Source organism: Streptomyces sp. 6-11-2 (assembly GCF_006540305.1).
Lineage (GTDB): Bacteria > Actinomycetota > Actinomycetes > Streptomycetales > Streptomycetaceae > Streptomyces.
This window is the reverse complement of sequence record NZ_BJOR01000001.1, coordinates 2,471,195-2,489,117: the sequence shown is the minus strand read 5'-3', so window position 1 is coordinate 2,489,117 and position 17,923 is coordinate 2,471,195. Positions and strand designations below refer to the sequence as shown.

17 protein-coding genes are annotated in these 17,923 nt (G+C 70.9%); 6 read left to right on the top strand and 11 right to left on the bottom strand.

What is annotated here, in order from left to right; translation table 11 throughout:
- Positions 1–41 precede the first annotated feature (41 nt).
- A complete protein-coding gene (locus tag TNCT6_RS10440) occupies positions 42–1,736 on the bottom strand; it encodes a fumarate hydratase (RefSeq protein WP_141358850.1) in 1,695 nt (564 codons plus the stop codon).
- 181 nt (positions 1,737–1,917) lie between these two features.
- On the opposite strand from TNCT6_RS10440, the gene TNCT6_RS10435 reads away from it, so the two are divergent.
- A complete protein-coding gene (locus TNCT6_RS10435) occupies positions 1,918–2,613 on the top strand; it encodes a DUF1707 domain-containing protein (RefSeq protein ID WP_141358848.1) in 696 nt (231 codons plus the stop codon).
- A 141-nt stretch (positions 2,614–2,754) separates the two neighbouring features.
- A complete protein-coding gene (locus TNCT6_RS10430; protein WP_141358846.1) occupies positions 2,755–3,132 on the top strand; it encodes a WhiB family transcriptional regulator in 378 nt (125 codons plus the stop codon).
- A gap of 161 nt (positions 3,133–3,293) precedes the next feature.
- On the opposite strand, the gene glpX is transcribed toward TNCT6_RS10430, so the two are convergent.
- On the bottom strand, positions 3,294–4,328 hold the full coding sequence (glpX, locus tag TNCT6_RS10425; RefSeq protein ID WP_141358844.1) for a class II fructose-bisphosphatase: 1,035 nt from the start codon (positions 4,326–4,328) through the stop codon (positions 3,294–3,296).
- A 127-nt stretch (positions 4,329–4,455) separates the two neighbouring features.
- Between glpX and TNCT6_RS10420 the strand changes: the two genes are divergently transcribed.
- A complete protein-coding gene (locus TNCT6_RS10420; RefSeq protein WP_141358842.1) occupies positions 4,456–4,980 on the top strand; it encodes a DUF4245 domain-containing protein in 525 nt (174 codons plus the stop codon).
- Between the two features lie 291 nt (positions 4,981–5,271).
- Here the strand turns inward: TNCT6_RS10420 and TNCT6_RS10415 are convergent, their stop codons facing one another.
- Both TNCT6_RS10415 and xseA read right to left on the bottom strand, forming a co-directional pair.
- Positions 5,272–5,505, bottom strand: coding sequence for an exodeoxyribonuclease VII small subunit (locus TNCT6_RS10415; protein WP_141358840.1), 234 nt, complete (start codon positions 5,503–5,505; stop codon positions 5,272–5,274).
- A gap of 9 nt (positions 5,506–5,514) precedes the next feature.
- Entirely contained in the window at positions 5,515–6,723 is a 1,209-nt protein-coding gene (xseA, locus tag TNCT6_RS10410; protein WP_141358838.1) for an exodeoxyribonuclease VII large subunit, read from the bottom strand.
- A 123-nt stretch (positions 6,724–6,846) separates the two neighbouring features.
- Here xseA and TNCT6_RS10405 point away from each other — a divergent pair, with 123 nt between their 5' ends.
- On the top strand, positions 6,847–7,854 hold the full coding sequence (locus TNCT6_RS10405) for a 4-hydroxy-3-methylbut-2-enyl diphosphate reductase (protein ID WP_141358836.1): 1,008 nt from the start codon (positions 6,847–6,849) through the stop codon (positions 7,852–7,854).
- Positions 7,855–7,883: 29 nt separating this feature from the next.
- Complete coding sequence (gene ppgK, locus TNCT6_RS10400; RefSeq protein ID WP_141358835.1) at positions 7,884–8,630, top strand: polyphosphate--glucose phosphotransferase; 747 nt, start codon at positions 7,884–7,886, stop codon at positions 8,628–8,630.
- A gap of 108 nt (positions 8,631–8,738) precedes the next feature.
- Here ppgK and TNCT6_RS10395 read toward each other — a convergent pair whose 3' ends face one another.
- The gene (locus TNCT6_RS10395; protein WP_308789488.1) at positions 8,739–9,110 is read right to left on the bottom strand and encodes a DUF6542 domain-containing protein; all 372 of its coding nucleotides are present in this window, start codon (positions 9,108–9,110) and stop codon (positions 8,739–8,741) included.
- Positions 9,111–9,432: 322 nt separating this feature from the next.
- Between TNCT6_RS10395 and ychF the strand changes: the two genes are divergently transcribed.
- Entirely contained in the window at positions 9,433–10,521 is a 1,089-nt protein-coding gene (gene ychF, locus TNCT6_RS10390) for a redox-regulated ATPase YchF (protein ID WP_141358831.1), read from the top strand.
- A gap of 164 nt (positions 10,522–10,685) precedes the next feature.
- On the opposite strand, the gene TNCT6_RS10385 is transcribed toward ychF, so the two are convergent.
- From TNCT6_RS10385 to TNCT6_RS10360, 6 genes are all read right to left on the bottom strand, one after another.
- Entirely contained in the window at positions 10,686–11,156 is a 471-nt protein-coding gene (locus TNCT6_RS10385; RefSeq protein ID WP_141358829.1) for an HIT family protein, read from the bottom strand.
- Between the two features lie 2 nt (positions 11,157–11,158).
- Positions 11,159–12,631, bottom strand: a complete 1,473-nt coding sequence (locus TNCT6_RS10380) for a carboxylesterase/lipase family protein (RefSeq protein ID WP_141358827.1) — start codon at positions 12,629–12,631, stop codon at positions 11,159–11,161.
- A complete protein-coding gene (locus TNCT6_RS10375) occupies positions 12,628–13,662 on the bottom strand; it encodes an alpha/beta fold hydrolase (RefSeq protein ID WP_141358825.1) in 1,035 nt (344 codons plus the stop codon). The genes TNCT6_RS10380 and TNCT6_RS10375 overlap by 4 nt, the downstream gene beginning before the upstream one ends.
- Before the next feature lie 22 nt (positions 13,663–13,684).
- On the bottom strand, positions 13,685–14,977 hold the full coding sequence (locus tag TNCT6_RS10370) for a triacylglycerol lipase (RefSeq protein ID WP_216372777.1): 1,293 nt from the start codon (positions 14,975–14,977) through the stop codon (positions 13,685–13,687).
- Positions 14,978–15,217: 240 nt separating this feature from the next.
- Entirely contained in the window at positions 15,218–16,645 is a 1,428-nt protein-coding gene (locus TNCT6_RS10365) for an amino acid permease (protein WP_253266067.1), read from the bottom strand.
- Between the two features lie 104 nt (positions 16,646–16,749).
- Positions 16,750–17,895, bottom strand: coding sequence for a M20 family metallopeptidase (locus tag TNCT6_RS10360; protein WP_141358823.1), 1,146 nt, complete (start codon positions 17,893–17,895; stop codon positions 16,750–16,752).
- Positions 17,896–17,923 lie beyond the last annotated feature (28 nt).

The following is a 17,923-nucleotide window of genomic DNA, read 5'->3' as shown; positions in this document are numbered from 1 at the left end:
CGGCGGCTGCCGGGGGCTCCGGGAGGATCGCGGGGACCGGCTCAGGCCAGACCGGGGCCCCGGACCGGGATCGACGTGAAGGTCGGCTGGGGGGCCGGGTTCTGGAAGAAGTCGTTGCCCTTGTCGTCGACGACGACGAACGCCGGGAAGTCCTCGACCTCGATCCTCCAGACGGCCTCCATGCCGAGCTCCTCGTACTCCACGACCTCGACCTTCTTGATGCAGTCCTGGGCCAGGCGGGCGGCCGGACCGCCGATCGAGCCGAGGTAGAAGCCGCCGTGGGCGCCGCACGCGTCCGTGACCTGCTTGCTGCGGTTGCCCTTGGCCAGCATCACCCTGGAGCCGCCCGCCGCCTGGAACTGCTCGACGTAGGAGTCCATGCGGCCGGCCGTGGTCGGGCCGAAGGAGCCGGACGCGTAGCCCTCGGGGGTCTTGGCCGGGCCCGCGTAGTACACCGGGTGGTCCTTGAGGTACTGCGGCATCTCCTCGCCCGCGTCGAGCCGCTCCTTGATCTTGGCGTGCGCGATGTCACGGGCCACCACCAGCGGGCCGGTCAGCGACAGCCGGGTCTTGACCGGGTACTTGGTCAGCTCGGCGAGGATCGACTCCATCGGCTGGTTGAGGTCGATGCGGACCACGTCCGACGACTCGTCCAGGTGCTCGTCCGTGGTCTCCGGCAGGAACCGAGCCGGGTCCTTCTCCAGCTGCTCCAGGAAGACGCCCTCGGGGGTGATCTTCGCGAGCGCCTGGCGGTCGGCCGAGCAGGAGACGGCGATGGCCACCGGGCAGGACGCGCCGTGCCGCGGCAGCCGGACCACGCGCACGTCGTGGCAGAAGTACTTGCCGCCGAACTGCGCGCCGATCCCGATCTTCTGCGTCAGTTCGAAGACCTTCTCCTCCAGCTCCTCGTCCCGGAAGCCGTTCCCGAGCGGCGAACCCTCGGTGGGCAGGTTGTCCAGGTAGTGCGCGGAGGCGTACTTCGCCGTCTTCAGGGCGTACTCGGCGCTCGTGCCGCCGACCACGATCGCAAGGTGGTACGGCGGGCACGCGGCGGTGCCCAGCGAACGGATCTTCTCCTCCAGGAACTTCATCATGGAGGCCTCGTTCAGGACGGCCTTCGTCTCCTGGTACAGGAAGGACTTGTTGGCCGAGCCGCCGCCCTTGGCCATGAACAGGAACTTGTAGGCGCCGCCGTCCGTCGCGTACAGCTCGATCTGCGCGGGCAGGTTGGAGCCGGTGTTCTTCTCCTCCCACATGGTGAGCGGAGCCATCTGCGAGTAGCGCAGGTTGAGCGTGGTGTAGGCGTCGTGGATGCCCTGGGAGAGGGCCTTCTCGTCCTCGCCCGCCGTCAGCACGTTCTGGCCGCGCTTGCCCATGACGATCGCCGTGCCCGTGTCCTGGCACATGGGCAGCACGCCGGCCGCGGCGATGTTCGCGTTCTTGAGCAGGTCCAGGGCGACGAACTTGTCGTTCGCCGAGGCCTCCGGGTCGTCGATGATGCGGCGCAGCTGGGCGAGGTGGTCCGGGCGCAGGTAGTGCTGGATGTCGTGGACGGCCTCCTCGGCCAGCTTGCGCAGCGCCTCCGGCTCGACCTTGAGGAACGTACGCCCGTCGGGCCCCTCTACGGTGGAGACGCCCTCGGACGTCACCAGCCGGTACGGGGTGGTGTCCTCACCCTGGGGGAGCAGATCGGTGTACGCGAACGCAGGGCGGGCAGGGGGGGAATTGTGCGGCATCTGGCCCATTCCTCACTCGGCAGACGGCTGCCCGCCGACGCCGGCGGGCACCGACCAGCGTAGAACCTGCCACCGACGGCGAATCTGTGAGGTCCGGCTCAGTGCGGTTTGACGCGGTGCGCGGCGCGCCCGTCGTCCCCACCCCTAGTCGCGATCTATCGCGTTTCGGTACGCTGCTGCCGTGGACCTTCAGAAGCAGACCGCACCGCGTACGGCCGCCGCCCCTGTCGCCGAACTGCGCGCCTCGGACGCCGACCGTGACCGTATCGCCGACATCCTGCGCGAGGCCCTCGCCGAGGGCCGTCTGAACGCCGACGAGCACGCCGAGCGCGTCGAGGGGGTGCTGAACGCCAAGACGGTCGGCGAGCTGGAGGTCTTCATCCAGGACCTGCCCGCCGCCCATCAGCGCCGCGCGGCCGCCGCGTACACCCCCGCGCCGAACCGGCCTGCGGCCGGCGAGATACCCCACGTCGCCGACGAGAACGTGGTGGCGGTGTTCAGCCAGGCCACCCGCCGCGGCCGCTGGCGCCCCGGACGCCGGGTGCACGCGTACGCGATCTTCGGCAGCGTGGAGATCGACCTCAGCGAGGCGGTCTTCGAGTACCAGCAGGTCGTGATCAAGGCCGTCTCGGTCTTCGGCGACGTGCAGGTCCGCGTCCCGGAGAACGTGTCGCTGCGCGGCACCGGCGGCGGCGTCCTCGGCAACTTCGAGGTGGTCACGCTGGATTCGCCCGAGTCCGAGGCGCCCGTCGTCTATGTCGACGGCTGGGCCGTGCTGGGCAACGTCGAGGCGCGGCCGAAGCGGGGCAAGCTCGTCGCGGACATTCTCGACCGCGTCCAGCGCAAGGTGGACAAGCATCTGCGCAAGCACATGTGACAACGGCGGTCGTCCTCGGACGACGGCGGTCACCGGCCGGGCGGTTGGGAACTCAGTGCATAGGCGCGCGCACAGCGGGTAGGCCTTGCTGCATCGTCTCTCGGACCCTCCAGCTCGCGAAGCCGTCGTCAGGAGAAGACCGTGCTGCAACCGCCGCATTCGTCGCTGCAGGTAGCTGCCGTTCCGGCCCAGCGGGCGCCGGCGCGAGACAGGGATCAGGACGCGCCCTGGCACACGGAGGCGGTGTGCAGGCGTGACGAGGCGGGCCTGTTCTTCGCACCCTCCAAGGAGCCCACCGCCGCGCGGCTGTCCCGCGAGGAGGCGGCCAAGCGGGTCTGTGCGCGCTGCCCGGTCATGGTCGAGTGCCGCGAGCACGCGCTGCTGCAACCCGAGCCGTACGGCGTCTGGGGCGGCCTCACCGCCGCCGAGCGCCGCGTCGTCCTGGCCCGGCGCCGTCGCCGTGACCTGGAGCTGAAGAAGGCGGCCCGCGCCACGGGACGCATAGCGGCGGCGGGGTAAGGCCCGCCCGGGCGGCGGGACAGGGCCCGCCCGCCGGACCGGCTCCGCCCCGGCCACCCTTTCGAGCCGGGCGACCGGTCGCCGGATCGAACGTCTGTACGCGTATGGGGCGCCCCTCCGCACAGGGAGCGCCCCATCGCCGTAATGGGTCCGCGGACCGGCTACTTCGCCCGGTCGAAGTCGATCGCGCTGTACGCCCGCAGCTTGCTCAGCCGGTGCTCGGAGTCGATCCGGCGGACCGTGCCGGACTTGGACCGCATCACGATCGAGTCGGTCGTCGCCGTCTCGGCGCGGTAGCGCACTCCGCGCAACAGCTCGCCGTCGGTGATGCCGGTGGCGACGAAGAAGACGTTCTCGCCGGAGACCAGGTCGTCCGTGGTCAGCACGCGGTCCAGGTCGTGCCCGGCGTCGAGCGCCCGCTGCCGCTCCTCGTCGTCCTTCGGCCACAGCTTGCCCTGGATCGTGCCGCCGAGGCACTTCACGGCGCAGGCCGAGATGATGCCCTCGGGCGTGCCGCCGATGCCGAGCAGCAGGTCGATGCCGGTGCCGTCGCGCAGCGCCAGGATCGAGCCGGCCACGTCGCCGTCGGAGATCAGCTTGATGCGGGCGCCCGTCTCCCGGATCTCCCTGATCATGCTCTCGTGCCGCGGCCGGTCCAGGATGACGACCGTGACGTCCTCCGGAGTGGACCGCTTGGCCTTGGCCACGCGCTTGATGTTCACGGACACCGGCGCGTCGATGTCGACGAAGTCGGCCGCGTCCGGCCCGGTGACCAGCTTGTCCATGTAGAACACGGCGGACGGGTCGAACATCGCGCCGCGCTCGGCGGCGGCGAGGACCGCGATCGCGTTCGGCATGCCCTTGGCGGTCAGGGTGGTGCCGTCGATCGGGTCGACGGCGATGTCGACCTCCGGCCCGGTGCCATCACCGACGTGCTCGCCGTTGAAGAGCATCGGGGCCTCGTCCTTCTCCCCCTCGCCGATGACGACGACGCCGTTCATCGAGACGGTGGAGACGAGGGAACGCATGGCGCGCACGGCGGCGCCGTCGGCGCCGTTCTTGTCACCGCGCCCGACCCAGCGGCCCGCGGCCATCGCCGCTGCCTCGGTCACCCGGACGAGTTCCAGGGCGATGTTGCGGTCGGGCGCCTCGGAGGGCACCTCGAGCTCGGAGGGAAGATGATGATGCTCGGTCATCGGAGCGCACCTTTCTGATACGACGACGGCCGGATGAGGGTGTTGGCCCCGACTCTATCTCCGGACGGGCAGAATGAGCAGGGGACCCCACGGATGAGCGGACCGGGCACCTGCGACGATAGGGGGCGTGGCAGGTTCGAACGGCAAGCAGAAGACGGTCCGGGACATGATTCTCTCCCTGGGCCTGATCGGGATCGCGGCGGCGGTCATCTACCTCTTCGTCCCGCACGACAGCAAGGCGCCCGACATCAAGCGGGTCGACTACAGCATCGAGTTGACCACCGCACGCCGGGCGGCGTCGTACCCGGTGGCCGCGCCCGAGGGACTGCCCGACACCTGGAAGGCCACCTCGGTCCGCTTCCGGGCCCACGAGAAGGACCACTGGCACCTGGGCTTCCAGGATCCCGACGGTCAGTACGTGGCGGTCGAGCAGTCCGCGCAGAAGCGCAAGGACTTCATCGACGCGGCCAGCCTCGGCGGGCGGGCCACGAAGGTCACCGAGGAGATCGACGGCCGCACGTGGACGCGCTACACCGGCGGCCGCTACGACGCGCTCGTGCTGGAGGACGGCGAGGGGGCCACGACCGTGGTGGCGGGCACGGCGTCCTTCGACCAGCTGACGACGATGGCGCGAGCACTGAAGACGTCCTGAGCCCGCCCACGGCCCCACGCCGACCGGCGGGTCCCCCGACCGTGCCCGCCGGCCCCTGCCGCGACCGCGGGCCTCGGCCCCGGACGTCGGCCCTGCCCCCGAATGCGGGCCCCCGCCTTCATCGCGGGCCTTCGGCCCCGACCGGCCGGTTTCGGTCCCGATCCGTGGGTCCCGTAGCCCCGACTGCGGGCCTTGGCCCTGGCCGAGGCCCTCGGTCCCGATTACGGGCCTTGGCTCCGTCCGGCGGATCCCCTGGCGCCGACCGCCCGGCCCCGGCCGTGCCCCGCCGTCCTACTCCGAGCCCTCCGCCCCCTCCCCTTCCGTCTCCTCCGCGAGGGCTGCGTCCAGGCGGGCGCGGGCGCCCTCCAGCCAGCGGCGGCACACCTTGGCCAGCTCCTCGCCGCGCTCCCACAGCGCGAGGGACTCCTCCAGGCTCGTGCCGCCCGCCTCCAGGCGCCGGACGACCTCGATCAGCTCGTCCCGTGCCTGCTCGTAGCCGAGTGCCTCATCCGCCTTACCAGTCATCCGCCCACCCTATGTGTCGACACGAACCGTGAACTCGCCCTCGGCGACCCGGGCCCGGAGGGCCTCGTCCGCCGTCACCTCTCCCGGGTCGCGGACCACGTGCCCGTCCGCCTTCTGGAGCACGGCGTACCCGCGCCGGAGGGTCGCGGCGGGGGAGAGCGCCACGACGCGCGCGTGCGTGTGCGTCAGCTCGGAGTCCGCGCGGTCCAGCAGGTGCCGCAGGGTGCGCCGGCCGCGGTCGAGGACCGACGCGATGTGGTCCTCGCGCTCGTCGATCATGCGGTGCGGGTCCTCCATGCAGGGCCGGGCGAGCGCGTGGGCGAGCCCCCGCTCCTCCCGCTCGACGAGCGACCGCACGCACCTGCGGGCCCGGTCGCGCAGCTGCCGTACCCGCTCGTACTCCTCGCCGACGTCCGGTACGACCCTCTTCGCGGCGTCGGTCGGTGTGGAGGCGCGCAGGTCGGCGACGTAGTCGAGCAGCGGGGTGTCCGGTTCGTGCCCGATCGCGGACACCACGGGCGTACGGCAGGAGGCGACCGCGCGCACCAGCTGCTCGTCGGAGAACGGCAGCAGGTCCTCCACGCTGCCGCCGCCGCGCGCCACGATGATCACGTCCACGTCGTCGGTCGCGTCCAGCTCCTTCACGGCCTGCACGACCTGCGGGACGGCGTGCACGCCCTGCACGGCGACGTTGCGCACCTCGAAGCGGACCGCGGGCCAGCGGTGCCGGGCGTTCTCCAGCACGTCCCGCTCCGCGGCGGACGCCCGGCCGCAGACCAGTCCGACGAGCTGGGGCAGGAAGGGCAGGGGCTTCTTCCGCTCGGCCGCGAACAGCCCCTCCGCCGCGAGTGTCTTCTTCAGCTGCTCCAGCCGGGCCAGCAGCTCACCGACGCCCACCGGCCTTATCTCGGCGGCCCGCAGCGACAGCTGCCCGCGCGGCGCATACCACTCCGGTTTGGCGTGCACCACGACCCGCGCGCCCTCGCCGACCACGTCGGCGATCGTGTCGAACACCTGGCGGTAGCAGGTCACGCTGACGGAGATGTCGTACGACGGATCGCGCAGCGTCAGGAACACCACGCCCGCACCCGGGCGCCGCGACAACTGCGTGATCTGCCCCTCGACCCACACCGCGCCGAGCCGCTCGATCCACCCCCCGATCAGCCGCGACACCTCACCGACGGGCAGGGGAGTTTCGGGAGACGTGGAGAGAGCCATGCCCGCGAGAGTAGCCGCCCCCACCGACAACCCCCACCCCCTCGCCCACCGGCCCGGTCCGCGCGTCCGTGGGACGATCGCGGGGCGATCTTCGGGCCGCGGTGGCGGCCTTACGATGGGGGCATGACTGCTTCGTCTGGCCGCCGTGTCCTGCTCGCCGCCCCCCGTGGCTACTGCGCGGGTGTGGACCGCGCCGTGATCGCCGTCGAGAAAGCCCTGGAGCAGTACGGGGCTCCGATCTATGTCCGGCACGAGATCGTCCACAACAAGTACGTCGTGCAGACCCTGGAGAAGAAGGGCGCCGTCTTCGTCGAGCGCACGGAGGAGGTGCCGCCGGGGAACATCGTGATGTTCTCGGCGCACGGCGTGGCCCCCACCGTCCACGAGGAGGCCGAGCGGGGCCACCTGGCCACCATCGACGCCACCTGCCCCCTGGTGACCAAGGTCCACAAGGAGGCCGTCCGGTTCGCCAACGACGACTACGACATCCTCCTGATCGGGCACGAGGGCCACGAGGAGGTCATCGGCACCACCGGCGAGGCCCCCGACCACATCCAGCTCGTCGACGGTCCCGAGGACGTCGCGAACGTCGAGGTCCGCGACCCCTCCCGGGTCGTGTGGCTGTCGCAGACCACGCTGTCCGTCGACGAGACCATGGAGACGGTCGACGCGCTCAAGGACAAGTTCCCGCAGCTGCTCTCCCCGCCCAGCGACGACATCTGCTACGCCACGCAGAACCGCCAGCTCGCCGTGAAGCAGATGGGCGCCGAGGCCGACCTGGTGATCGTCGTCGGCTCCCGCAACTCCTCCAACTCCAAGCGGCTGGTGGAGGTCGCCAAGCTCGCGGGCGCGGACCAGGCCTACCTCGTGGACTTCGCCGACGAGATCGACGAGAGCTGGCTGGAGGGCGTCACCACGGTCGGCCTGACCTCGGGCGCCTCCGTGCCGGAGGTCCTGGTCGAGCAGGTGCTCGAATTGCTGTCGCGGCGCGGCTTCGAGGACGTGGAGATCGTCAAGGCGGCCGAGGAGTCCATCACCTTCTCCCTGCCCAAGGAGCTCCGCCGGGACCTGCGCGAGGAGGCGGCCGCGCTGGTCGCCGAGCGCGGAGGGTCCGGTACGACGCAGCGGTGACGGTCCGTCGTACGTCGTAACGTGGAGCCATGCAGATCTTCGGCGTGGACATCGGCGGGTCCGGCATCAAAGGCGCCCCTGTGGACCTGGACAGGGGAGAGCTGACCCAGGAGCGGTACAAGGTGCTGACCCCGCACCCGGCGACCCCCGACACCGTCGCCGACGGGGTCAAAGAGGTGGTCGACCACTTCGGCTGGACCGGGCCGGTCGGGCTGACGTTCCCGGGCGTCGTCACCGGCGGCGCCATGGTCCGCACGGCGGCCAACGTCGACAAGAGCTGGGTCGACACCGACGCGCGCGCGTTGTTCGGCGGCCGGCTGGGCGGTCTGCCGGTGACGGTGGTCAACGACGCGGACGCGGCGGGCGTCGCCGAGATGCACTTCGGCGCCGGGCGCGACCGCAAGGGCACGGTGGTGCTGCTGACCTTCGGCACCGGCATCGGCAGCGCCGTCTTCGTCGACGGCGTCCTCGTCCCCAACACCGAACTCGGGCACCTGGAGCTGAACGGCCACGAGGCGGAGAAGCGGGCGTCCAGCAAGGCCAAGGAGGACCACGAACTCAGCTGGGAGCGCTGGGCGCGCCGGGTGCGGAAGTACCTCGCCCATGTCGAGATGCTCTTCAGCCCGGAGCTGTTCATCGTCGGCGGCGGCGTCAGCCGCAAGTCCGAGAAGTTCCTGCCCCTCATCGAGGACATCAAGGCGGAGATCGTTCCCGCCCAGTTGCAGAACAACGCGGGGATCGTCGGCGCGGCGATGCATGCGGCGGAGCACGGGTGAGGCCGTAGCCCTCGACGCGCGGACGCGCTGACGCGGACGTACTCACCGACGCGGACGGGTCCGGGCGATCCGCCAGTGGCCCTCCCACCGGCGGATCGCCCCGGCGCGTCAGCCCGCCAGGCGCTTGCGCACCGCCCGCCGCCGCGCGGCCAGCGCCACCCGCCGCGCCAGCGCCGTCACGACGGCGATCAGCGTCCCCGCGTACAGCCAGGGCGCCTGGGTGGCGAGCGCGGCCACCAGGCCCATCAGCTTGCCCAGGAACCCCGGCTCCGCGTCGATCACGGGCAGCAGCCCCACGGCGAACCCGATCGGCACCACGATGGGCGCGGTCAGCAGGTCGCCCTTGCGCACCCACAGCGCGGTCAGCGCGCACACCGGCAGGAACAGCACCCCGTACGCGGTGGGCGCCTCGTCGAAGAGCAGCAGGTCGAGAGCGCCCAGCAGGAACATGACTGCCCCGCAGAACATCCCGGCGCCCAGACCCGTCAGCCGAGGACCGGACGGCCGCCGCGGCTCGGGCGCCGGAGCCGCAGCCGGAAGGGTGGGACGACATGCGGCAGGAGGCCGCCGTGCCGGGGGCACCGGCGGCCTGCTTCGTCGCGGTCCGTGCTGCTGGTGTCGCGTCCTGTGCTGCTCCACTGGACCAACCTAGGTCGGCTTATGTGGCGAATAGCCCGCCTGACACGCCGTGCGCGGCAGCTTGGCCAAGCGTTCGAACCGTCGCGGGGCCCGGCTGGGACACGCCGTAGACTGGTGGATCGGCCGCCTGGCCCCAATCTCCTCACGTACGGGAAGTCGCAACGTGTCGCTCACGATCGGAATCGTCGGTCTGCCGAACGTCGGCAAGTCGACCCTGTTCAACGCCCTGACCAAGAACGACGTGCTCGCGGCCAACTACCCGTTCGCCACGATCGAGCCGAACGTCGGTGTCGTCGGCGTGCCGGACGGTCGTCTCGCCCAGCTCGCCTCGATCTTCAAGTCGGAGCGGATCCTCCCGGCGACCGTCGACTTCGTCGACATCGCCGGCATCGTGCGCGGCGCCAGCGAGGGCGAGGGCCTGGGCAACAAGTTCCTCGCGAACATCCGCGAGTCGGACGCGATCTGCCAGGTCATCCGTGCCTTCAAGGACGAGAACGTCGTCCACGTCGACGGCAAGGTCTCGCCCAAGGACGACATTGAGACGATCAACACCGAGCTGATCCTCGCCGACCTCCAGACCATCGAGAAGGTTCTGCCCCGGCTCCAGAAGGAGTCGCGGATCAAGAAGGACGTCGGCCCCAAGGTCAAGGCCGTCGAGGAGGCCAAGGACATCCTGGAGAAGGGCGACACGCTCTTCGCACACGGCATCGTCCAGGGCAGCGAGCGCGCCGAGCTCCTGCACGACCTGCACCTGCTCACCACCAAGCCCTTCCTGTACGTCTTCAACGTCGACGAGGACGAACTGGTCGACGAGGACTTCAAGAACGAGCAGCGCGCCCTGGTCGCCCCAGCCGAGGCGATCTTCCTCAACGCCAAGCTGGAGGCGGACCTCGCCGAGCTGGACGAGGACGAGGCCCTGGAGCTCCTCCAGTCCGTCGGCCAGGACGAGCCCGGCCTCGCCACCCTCGCCCACGTCGGCTTCCGCACCCTCGGCCTCCAGACCTACCTGACGGCCGGCCCCAAGGAGTCCCGCGCCTGGACCATCAAGAAGGGCGCCACCGCCCCCGAGGCCGCCGGTGTCATCCACACCGACTTCCAGAAGGGCTTCATCAAGGCCGAGGTCATCTCCTTCGAGGACCTCCTGGAGTCCGGCTCGGTCGCCGAGGCCCGCGCCAAGGGCAAGGCCCGCATGGAGGGCAAGGACTACGTCATGCGCGACGGGGACGTGGTGGAGTTCCGCTTCAACGTCTGAGCGGCTGTTGCTGTGAGCTAGGTGGTTCGTCAAGTTCGCAGGTGGCAAGGGGCCGGCTCCTTCGGGGCCGGCCCCTTTTGCGTCGGTCGTTCGTCACTGAGCCGGTCTTCCCGATCGGGACGGAACAGGAGGCGTGGTGCGAGCGGCGACTGGTCGGCACTGCCTTACGCGAGGCGGTCCAGTTCGGCTGTGATTGCCTCGCGCAGCGTGTCGTGCCGGGGGCCGAGCGCGTACTGCTCGTCGTGCCAGTGTCGGCGCGGATACAGCCACACCGGCCGGCCCACGAGATCGGCCGGCTCCCAGTCGAAGCGTGGCCACACATGCGCGTGCAGGAACGGATCGGTGTTCCCCAGGATCTCCAGGTTGACCCGTCGGAAAGCCGGGTCCAGCCGCCTGCAGGCGCGTTCGACGGCTTCTCCCAGCTTGTCCATGTCGGACAGGAACGCCATCCGCCTGCTCTTCGGCAGCTCCGACAGCCGTTCCACCGCGGGATCGTCCACGAGAAGCACCGAGTACCCCGGCAGGAACTGAACGTCTCCGATCACCGCGAAGCCCGCTTCCAGCCTGCGGAGCACGGCGGGGTTCTCGGCCCGAAGCGCGCTGCCGATGCGGTCCTTCCGCCAGTTGCCGGTCACGACTAGCGCACGCCTTTCCACAGGAGGCGTTCCTGGTTGCGTGGGTCGTTTTCCGGGGTGGGGGCCTCGGTGAAGACCATCGTCGTGCGGGTGGTCGTGTCGTAGGCGGGCCAGCCCGGGTTGCCGGTCTTCGCGAAGGAGAGCCAGGCCGTGTGCATCGCGTCCGCGAGGGGCTGGGGTGGGTGGGGGCCCAGTAGGGGGGTGTACGACGGGTCGTGGAGGCGGTTGAAGACGAAGGGGAGTTCCAGGGCGTGGCAGGCGCCCAGGCGGCCTTCGAATTGTGGGGAGCGCCAGGCGAATTCGTAGACGTGGGAGCCCGGGACGGACTCGGCCAGGCGGATGGCGGGGATGCGGTAGAACCAGTCCGTCGCCACCGCGGAGAGGAGTTCGCCCGGGGTGGCGGCGGGGCGGGTCGCCCGGTAGACGGGGAGGGCTTCGTCCGGGTCCAGGCCGTATGCCGTCGTTGTGGCGCGGAGGCCGGAGTCGGGGATCGCGTCCAGGAGTCCCGTGGGGGCCAGGAACAGGCGGTACTCCTCGCGGTTGCTGCCGATCAGGAGGTCGACGCCGCAGTCGGGGCCGGGGAGGGACAGGCCGGCCGTGACCGGTTCGAACGGCATCAGGTTGAGGACCGCCTCGCCCCACAGCGCCGGGTCCGGGCGGGCGCTCACCTCCGCGCGGAGTTCTGCCTGGGCGGGGAGGAGGTCGGTCAGGGGGACCGCGGCGAAGGACTCCACGGTCGGGTCGATGCCGAGCTTCGCGGCCAGGCGGGAGGCGATCAGGGCCGCCGAGGACGGGCGCAGGTAGTGGTGGCAGGCGCCGCTCTGGAGGATGGCCCGGCGGAACAGTCCGCGTGCCAGACCGGTGGCCAGCAGAGCCCCGATGCTCATCGCGCCCGCCGACTCGCCGAAGACCGTCACCCGGTCGGGGTCGCCGCCGAAGGAGGCGATGTTGGCGCGGATCCAGCGCAGCGCGGCCACCTGGTCCAGCAGTCCGCGGTTGTCCGGGACGCCCGGCAGATGGAGGAAACCGTCCGAGCCCAGGCGGTAGTTGAGAGTGACGCAGACGACTCCGCCGCGGGCGAAGGCGCTGCCGTCGTACGCCGACGCGGAGCCCGAGCCGTTGGAGAACGCCCCGCCGTGCAGCCACACCATCACCGGCAGGCCGGCCCCCGGCTCCGGGGCGGGTGTCCAGATGTTGAGGTTCAGGCAGTCCTCGCCGGGGATGACGTCCTCCGGGATGAGGGTGTCGAAGGGCGGCGCGTAGGGCGCGTGCGGCACGGTCGGGCCGTAGGCCGTGGCGTCGCGCACCCCCCGCCACGGCTCGGGCGGGCACGGCGCCAGGAAGCGGCGGGGGCCGAACGGCGGGGCGGCGTACGGGATGCCCAGGAAGGACGCCACGCCGCCGCCCGCGGAAGCGGAAACACCGCCGCGAACGGCGCCCTGTTCGGTCGTGCGTACCGTGGTGCGTGGTGTCATGCCGTGAGGATCCCCAGCAGGGCCGCGCCGAACTCCTCCGGGCGTTCCAGATGCACCGCGTGCCCGGCGTCGGGGACGGCGACCTCGCGGACCGTGCCGCCGTGCGCCGCGTACCGGTCCAGGACGTGACGGGTCTGCGCCACCATCGGCTGGGCGGGGGTGCCGTCCCAGCCGGGCACCGCGCCGATCGCGCCCAGGTGCGCCAGGTCGAACACCGAGGTGTCCGAGACGATCACGTCGTCCTCGCCGCGGATCCACAGCACCGGCGGCTTGGGATCGATCAGGTGCAGCTCGTCGAGGCGGAAATGGACAGGGGAAAGGCAGTTGAGCACCCCCCGGGTGCCGGGGGCCACGCCCGGCCAGGCCGTGGACGCCACGCTGTCGCCCGGATAGTGGTCGTCGCCGGTGCGCGTGGTGAGCATGGAGTCGACGTACGCGTCCTCGTGCTCGCCCTCGGGGCGCCACGGCGGCTTGACGTAGCAGTTCGCGAGGACGGAGCGGGGTGCGACGGGGGAGTCCTCGCCGCGCTCGCCCTTGGCCAGCAGCGAGACGAACTCCGGGTTGGCCGTGCCGCCGCCCGAGCCCGCCCCGTCCTCGGAGTTGAGGGTCCCGTCCACGCCGTGCGTGCCGCCGAAGCCGTACGGGGAGACCGGGTTGACCAGGGTCAGGGAGCGCACCGCGGCCGGACGGTCGCTCAGGTACTGCATGATCACGCCGCCGCCCATGGACCAGCCCACCAGGTGTGCCCGGCCGATCCCGAGGGCCGTCAGCAGCGCGGCGAGGTCGTCGGCGTGGTCGCGCAGGCCGCGCGTGGCGTCGATGGGCAGCGGATCGGTGCCGCCGAAGCCGCGCAGGTCCAGCGCGATGGGGCGGTAGCGGTCCGGCAGCAGGGGCAGGGTGGTGTGCCAGAAGGCGGAGGAGGAGACGTTGCCGTGGACGAAGACGACCGGTTCGCCCTCGTCCCGGAGTTCGGCGATCTGCACGGTGAGACGGTCGGTGGCTACCCGGCGGGTGCGGATGCTGCTGGTCATCGTCATCTGGTCCTTTGGTCCTTTACGAGAGCCACGTGGCGATCTGGGCGGCGGCCGAGCTGTTCCAGCCCAGCTCCAGGTGGTTGGCGCCGGCGACGGTGGCCGTGCCGCCGACCGTGGGGATGCCGGTGGTGTCGAGCGCGCTGGCGATGAAGACGACACCGTCGCTCGGCCCGCGGTTCTCGTTGAAGATGCCGACGACGCTGGGGGATCCGCCGGCCAGCAGGTAGGTGGTGACGGAGGCGGGTACGCCGGCGTCGTGCAGCGGCTTGATCAGCGAACCGGCGTCGATGGCGGCCTGGATGCCGCTGCCCGCGGTGTAGAAGCCCTGGCCGCCGTAGTACGTCGTGTACCAGTCCTGCGCGGCGCCGTCGACTCCGTACTTGCCGTCCCAGCGGGCCAGCATCTGCCGCTGGCCCGGGTAGTTGTCGTAGCCGCCGGACGGCGTCATCGAGAACTCGGGGTGCGCGGTGTACAGGCCGTAGCAGGTCATCCGCGAGTGCGGGGAGGGCGCGTTGACCTTGCCGCCGCACTCGGGCCAGATGGAGAAGTCGTGCGCCCAGCCGTGCGCGTACGGGTAGTCGTAGCCGCCGTTCGGACCGCCGACGGTGATCAGCCTGCGCACGTCGCCGGCGTACGCCCGCCCCCAGCTCGGCTTCAGCGACGACACGTAGGCACGGGTCGACATCTCGCCCTTGCTCCAGCCGACGAGGTCGACCTTGGCGACGCCGAGCTTCGCCTTGATGACGGCGATGGCGTCGCCGACGATCTGCGCCTGCATCAGGTTGTCGCCCTGCTTGTGCGCGAAGCCGACCGCGAAGACGCGGTGGCCGCGCGCGGACAGGTACTGCATCAGACCGGTGGACGGGCAGGACAGGGCGCCGCAGCCGTAGCCGCCCGCCTCGCCCGGGTTGGCCCAGGCGCGGTCCGCGGTGTCGTTGGCGCCGTGCACGAGCAGGACCGGTGTGGTGCGGCTGCCGGTGTCCCAGCCGGGGGCCGAGTAGAGCAGGAAGCGGCCGGAGCTCGGGCGGGAGACCCCGCCGAAGTACGTGACGCGCTTTCCGTCCTGGTCACCGCGGCCGTCGGCCGGGTAGCCCTCGGTGCGGAATCCGGGGGTGGTGTCGGCGTAGCGCTCCACGCGCTCCCAGCCGTTGGTGACGGTGCCGGCTCCGTAGCTCGCCTCCAGGCTGAGGTAGGACGGCGGCGGTTCGGCGGCCGACGCGGTGCCGGCGCCGGCCACCGGTCCGGCCACCACGGCCATCAGCAGGGCGAGCACCATCCGCCACCGGCCCGTACGGCTTCGTCTGTACCGCATGTCCCCGCCCTCTCGTCCGCGCTTCCACGGCTCCGTCCCACCGCGGCGGCCCACCTTAGGCGCGGCACACGGAGGGAGGGCATGTGTGCGGAACCCACAAGGAAGGCAGCCTGTATGGGGCGGCAGCCCGCATCCCACCTCGTCCAGGCGGCCGGGAAGGACCGGGCGGACAAGGTGGGACGCGGGCCGGGCGATGCGCGGGGCCCGGCCGGGTCGGCCCACCGGCCGGGCACCGCGGCCTCAGACAGCCTGCGCCGCCCGCCGCTGGGCACGGACCCGGTACCCGTAGGCGGCCAGCACCACGGCCAGGCTGAGGAAGCTCAATCCCACCTGCGGCCGTGTCTCCGGCATGACGACCATGACGGCGAGCACTCCGGCCATCCACGCGATGGTCACGTAGGACAGGTACGGGAAGAGCCACATCTTCAGCCTGATCGGCTCGCCGCCCTCGCGCTCGATCCGGCTGCGCTGCCGGATCTGCGCCGCCACCAGCACGATGTAGTAGATGAGCTGGATGGCGCCGGAGGAGTTGATGAGGAAGATGAAGATCTGTTCGGGGAAGAAGTAGTTGGCGACCACGGCGAGGTAGCCCATCGACGTCCCGGCGAGGATCGCCCGGACCGGCACGCCGCGGGAGTTGACCTTGGCGAGGAACTTCGGTGCCTCCCCCTGCTCGGCCAGGGTGAGCAGCATGCGCGAGGTGATGTACAAGCAGGAGTTGAGCGAGCTGAGCACCGCGGTCAGCACGACCACCTGCATCATGACCGAGGTGTAGGGAACGCCCGCGGTGTCCAGGGCGACCGCGAACGGGCTCTTGATGATCTTGCCGGAGAACGAGAAGTTCCACGGCACGATGCACACGATCAGCAGCACCGACAGCACATAGAAGGTGAAGACCCGGTACATCACCTGCTTCGTCGCCTTGGCGGCGTACTCGGCGGGCTTCTCGGACTCGGCGGCCGCGATCGTGGCGATCTCCGCGCCGCCCATGGAGAACAGCACCGTCACGCTGCCGATCACCGCGGCCGTGACACCCAGCGGGAAGAAACCGCCCGAGCCGAAGAGGTGGCTCAGGCCCGGGCTGGGCCTGCCGGTGCCGCCGAACAGGAAGACCACCGCGACACAGGCGAAGAAGATGATCGCGGCGATCTTCACGGAGGCGAGCCAGAACTCCGACTCGCCGTAGGCCTTCACCGACAGCAGGTTGATGGCGGTCATCACCAGCATCAGGCCGAGACACAGGGCCCAGGTGGGCACCGAGGGCAGATAGCCGCCCAGGATGCCGGCCCCGGCGACGGCCTCGATGGCCGCCACGACGACCCAGAAGTACCAGTAGAGCCAGCCGATGGTGAACCCGGCCCAGTTGCCGAGCCCGTGCCGGGCGAAGTTGGCCACCGAGCCCGCGGACGGCCGCAGTACGGCCATCTCGCCGATGGCCCGCATGACGAAGATCATCAGTACGCCGCTGACGGCGTAGCTCAGCACTGCCGCGGGACCGGTCTGGTTGATCACCGCACCGGAGCCGACGAAGAGCCCGGCGCCGATGATGCCGCCGAGCGCGATCATCGTCAGGTGCCGGTTCTTCAGGGATCTCTTGAGTCCGCCGCCGGGGGCGGGGGCCTCTTCGTGGGGAACGGTCGAAACGGGTCGATCACTGGTCGTTGCCACGGTGGACCTCGTTCTTCTTCGGATATGACGAGGGAGAGGGGTAAGCCGGAGCCGTCCTGGGGGGTGCCCCGGTCAGGGGCACCCCGTGTCGCGCGCACCACGGGTCAGGAGCACCACGCGTGGGCGGCGGCCGCGTAGATCTCGACGATCTCGAGGTACTTGCTCGTCTCGACCCATTCGTTCGCCCAGTTGTAAGGGGGCGTGCCCGGGCCGATGTTGACCGAGTCGATACCGGCCTGCTTGAGGGGGACCATGTCGGTCCAGAACTGGATGCCGCGGAACACCGGGTCCCCGCCGGTGGTGCGCACCGCGTCGGCCACGGTGCGGGCGATGGGCGCCCCGGTGTCGATCTCGTACGGCAGGCGCGGGCCGCTGAGCCAGTGGGGGCTGAACTCGACCGTCGCCCTGATCCGGGGGTCGTCGGCGCTCAGCTTGTCGATCATGGCGATGACCTGCTGCCGGACCGCGTAGGGGTCCTGGGACGGCAGCAGCCGCAGGTCCAGCGAGATCGTGCAGCGGTCGGGGACCTGGTTGTGCTTGGTGCCGCCCTGAATGGTGCCGATGTTGAGGATCGGACCGCCGGGAAGCTCCGGGTGGGGCTCGTAGGGCAGGGTGCCCTCCAACTCGCGCAGGGCGGCCAGGATCGGCTCCATCGTCTCGATCGCGTTGAGTCCCAGGTGCTTGCCCGCGGTGTGGGCCTGCTTGCCGTAGGTCGTGATCTCCAGATAGGCCGCGCCGCGGTGCACCGCGCCGATGGTGTTGTCCGTCGGTTCGCCGCAGACGGCCGCGTCGGCGGTGAAGCCGGCGTCGATCAGGGAACGTGTGCCGACCCCGCCTTCGAAGTGGCAGGACACGCCCTGGAAGACGAGGTCGCCGCGGGGGCGGGTGCCCGATTCCAGGACCCGGCGCATCACCGCGAGCGAAGCCGTGGTGGCGGCCTTCATGTCGGCGATTCCGGAACCGTGGATCCTGCCGTCGGCGACGTAGGGGGCGAACGGGTCGGTGTCCCAGTCCCCGGAGACCTCGTAGGTGTCCAGGTGGCCGTTGAGGATCAGCGACCTGCCGCCGCCCGTTCCCTTGATCCGGGCCCCGACGCTGGGCCGGCCCGGCATCGACTCCACGAGGCGCACCTCGTCCGCCCCCCACTGCCGGAGCTGGTCGGCGATGAACTCTGCGAGTTCCCGCTCCCGGCCCCAGGTGGAATCGATGGCCAGCGTCTGCAGGAGAAGTTCGAGGTCGCGGTTCGACATGGACTTGCGTCTCCGTCCGGCTGAGTGG

Coding starts and splice junctions, on each gene's coding strand:
- TNCT6_RS10440 (WP_141358850.1), bottom strand. CDS start 1,736: ATGCCGCACAATTCCCCCCCTGCCCGCCCTGCGTTCGCGTACACCGAT.
- glpX (WP_141358844.1), bottom strand. CDS start 4,328: ATGACCGAGCATCATCATCTTCCCTCCGAGCTCGAGGTGCCCTCCGAG.
- TNCT6_RS10415 (WP_141358840.1), bottom strand. CDS start 5,505: ATGACTGGTAAGGCGGATGAGGCACTCGGCTACGAGCAGGCACGGGAC.
- xseA (WP_141358838.1), bottom strand. CDS start 6,723: ATGGCTCTCTCCACGTCTCCCGAAACTCCCCTGCCCGTCGGTGAGGTG.
- TNCT6_RS10405 (WP_141358836.1), top strand. CDS start 6,847: ATGACTGCTTCGTCTGGCCGCCGTGTCCTGCTCGCCGCCCCCCGTGGC.
- ppgK (WP_141358835.1), top strand. CDS start 7,884: ATGCAGATCTTCGGCGTGGACATCGGCGGGTCCGGCATCAAAGGCGCC.
- TNCT6_RS10380 (WP_141358827.1), bottom strand. CDS start 12,631: ATGACACCACGCACCACGGTACGCACGACCGAACAGGGCGCCGTTCGC.
- TNCT6_RS10375 (WP_141358825.1), bottom strand. CDS start 13,662: ATGACCAGCAGCATCCGCACCCGCCGGGTAGCCACCGACCGTCTCACC.
- TNCT6_RS10370 (WP_216372777.1), bottom strand. CDS start 14,977: ATGCGGTACAGACGAAGCCGTACGGGCCGGTGGCGGATGGTGCTCGCC.
- TNCT6_RS10360 (WP_141358823.1), bottom strand. CDS start 17,895: ATGTCGAACCGCGACCTCGAACTTCTCCTGCAGACGCTGGCCATCGAT.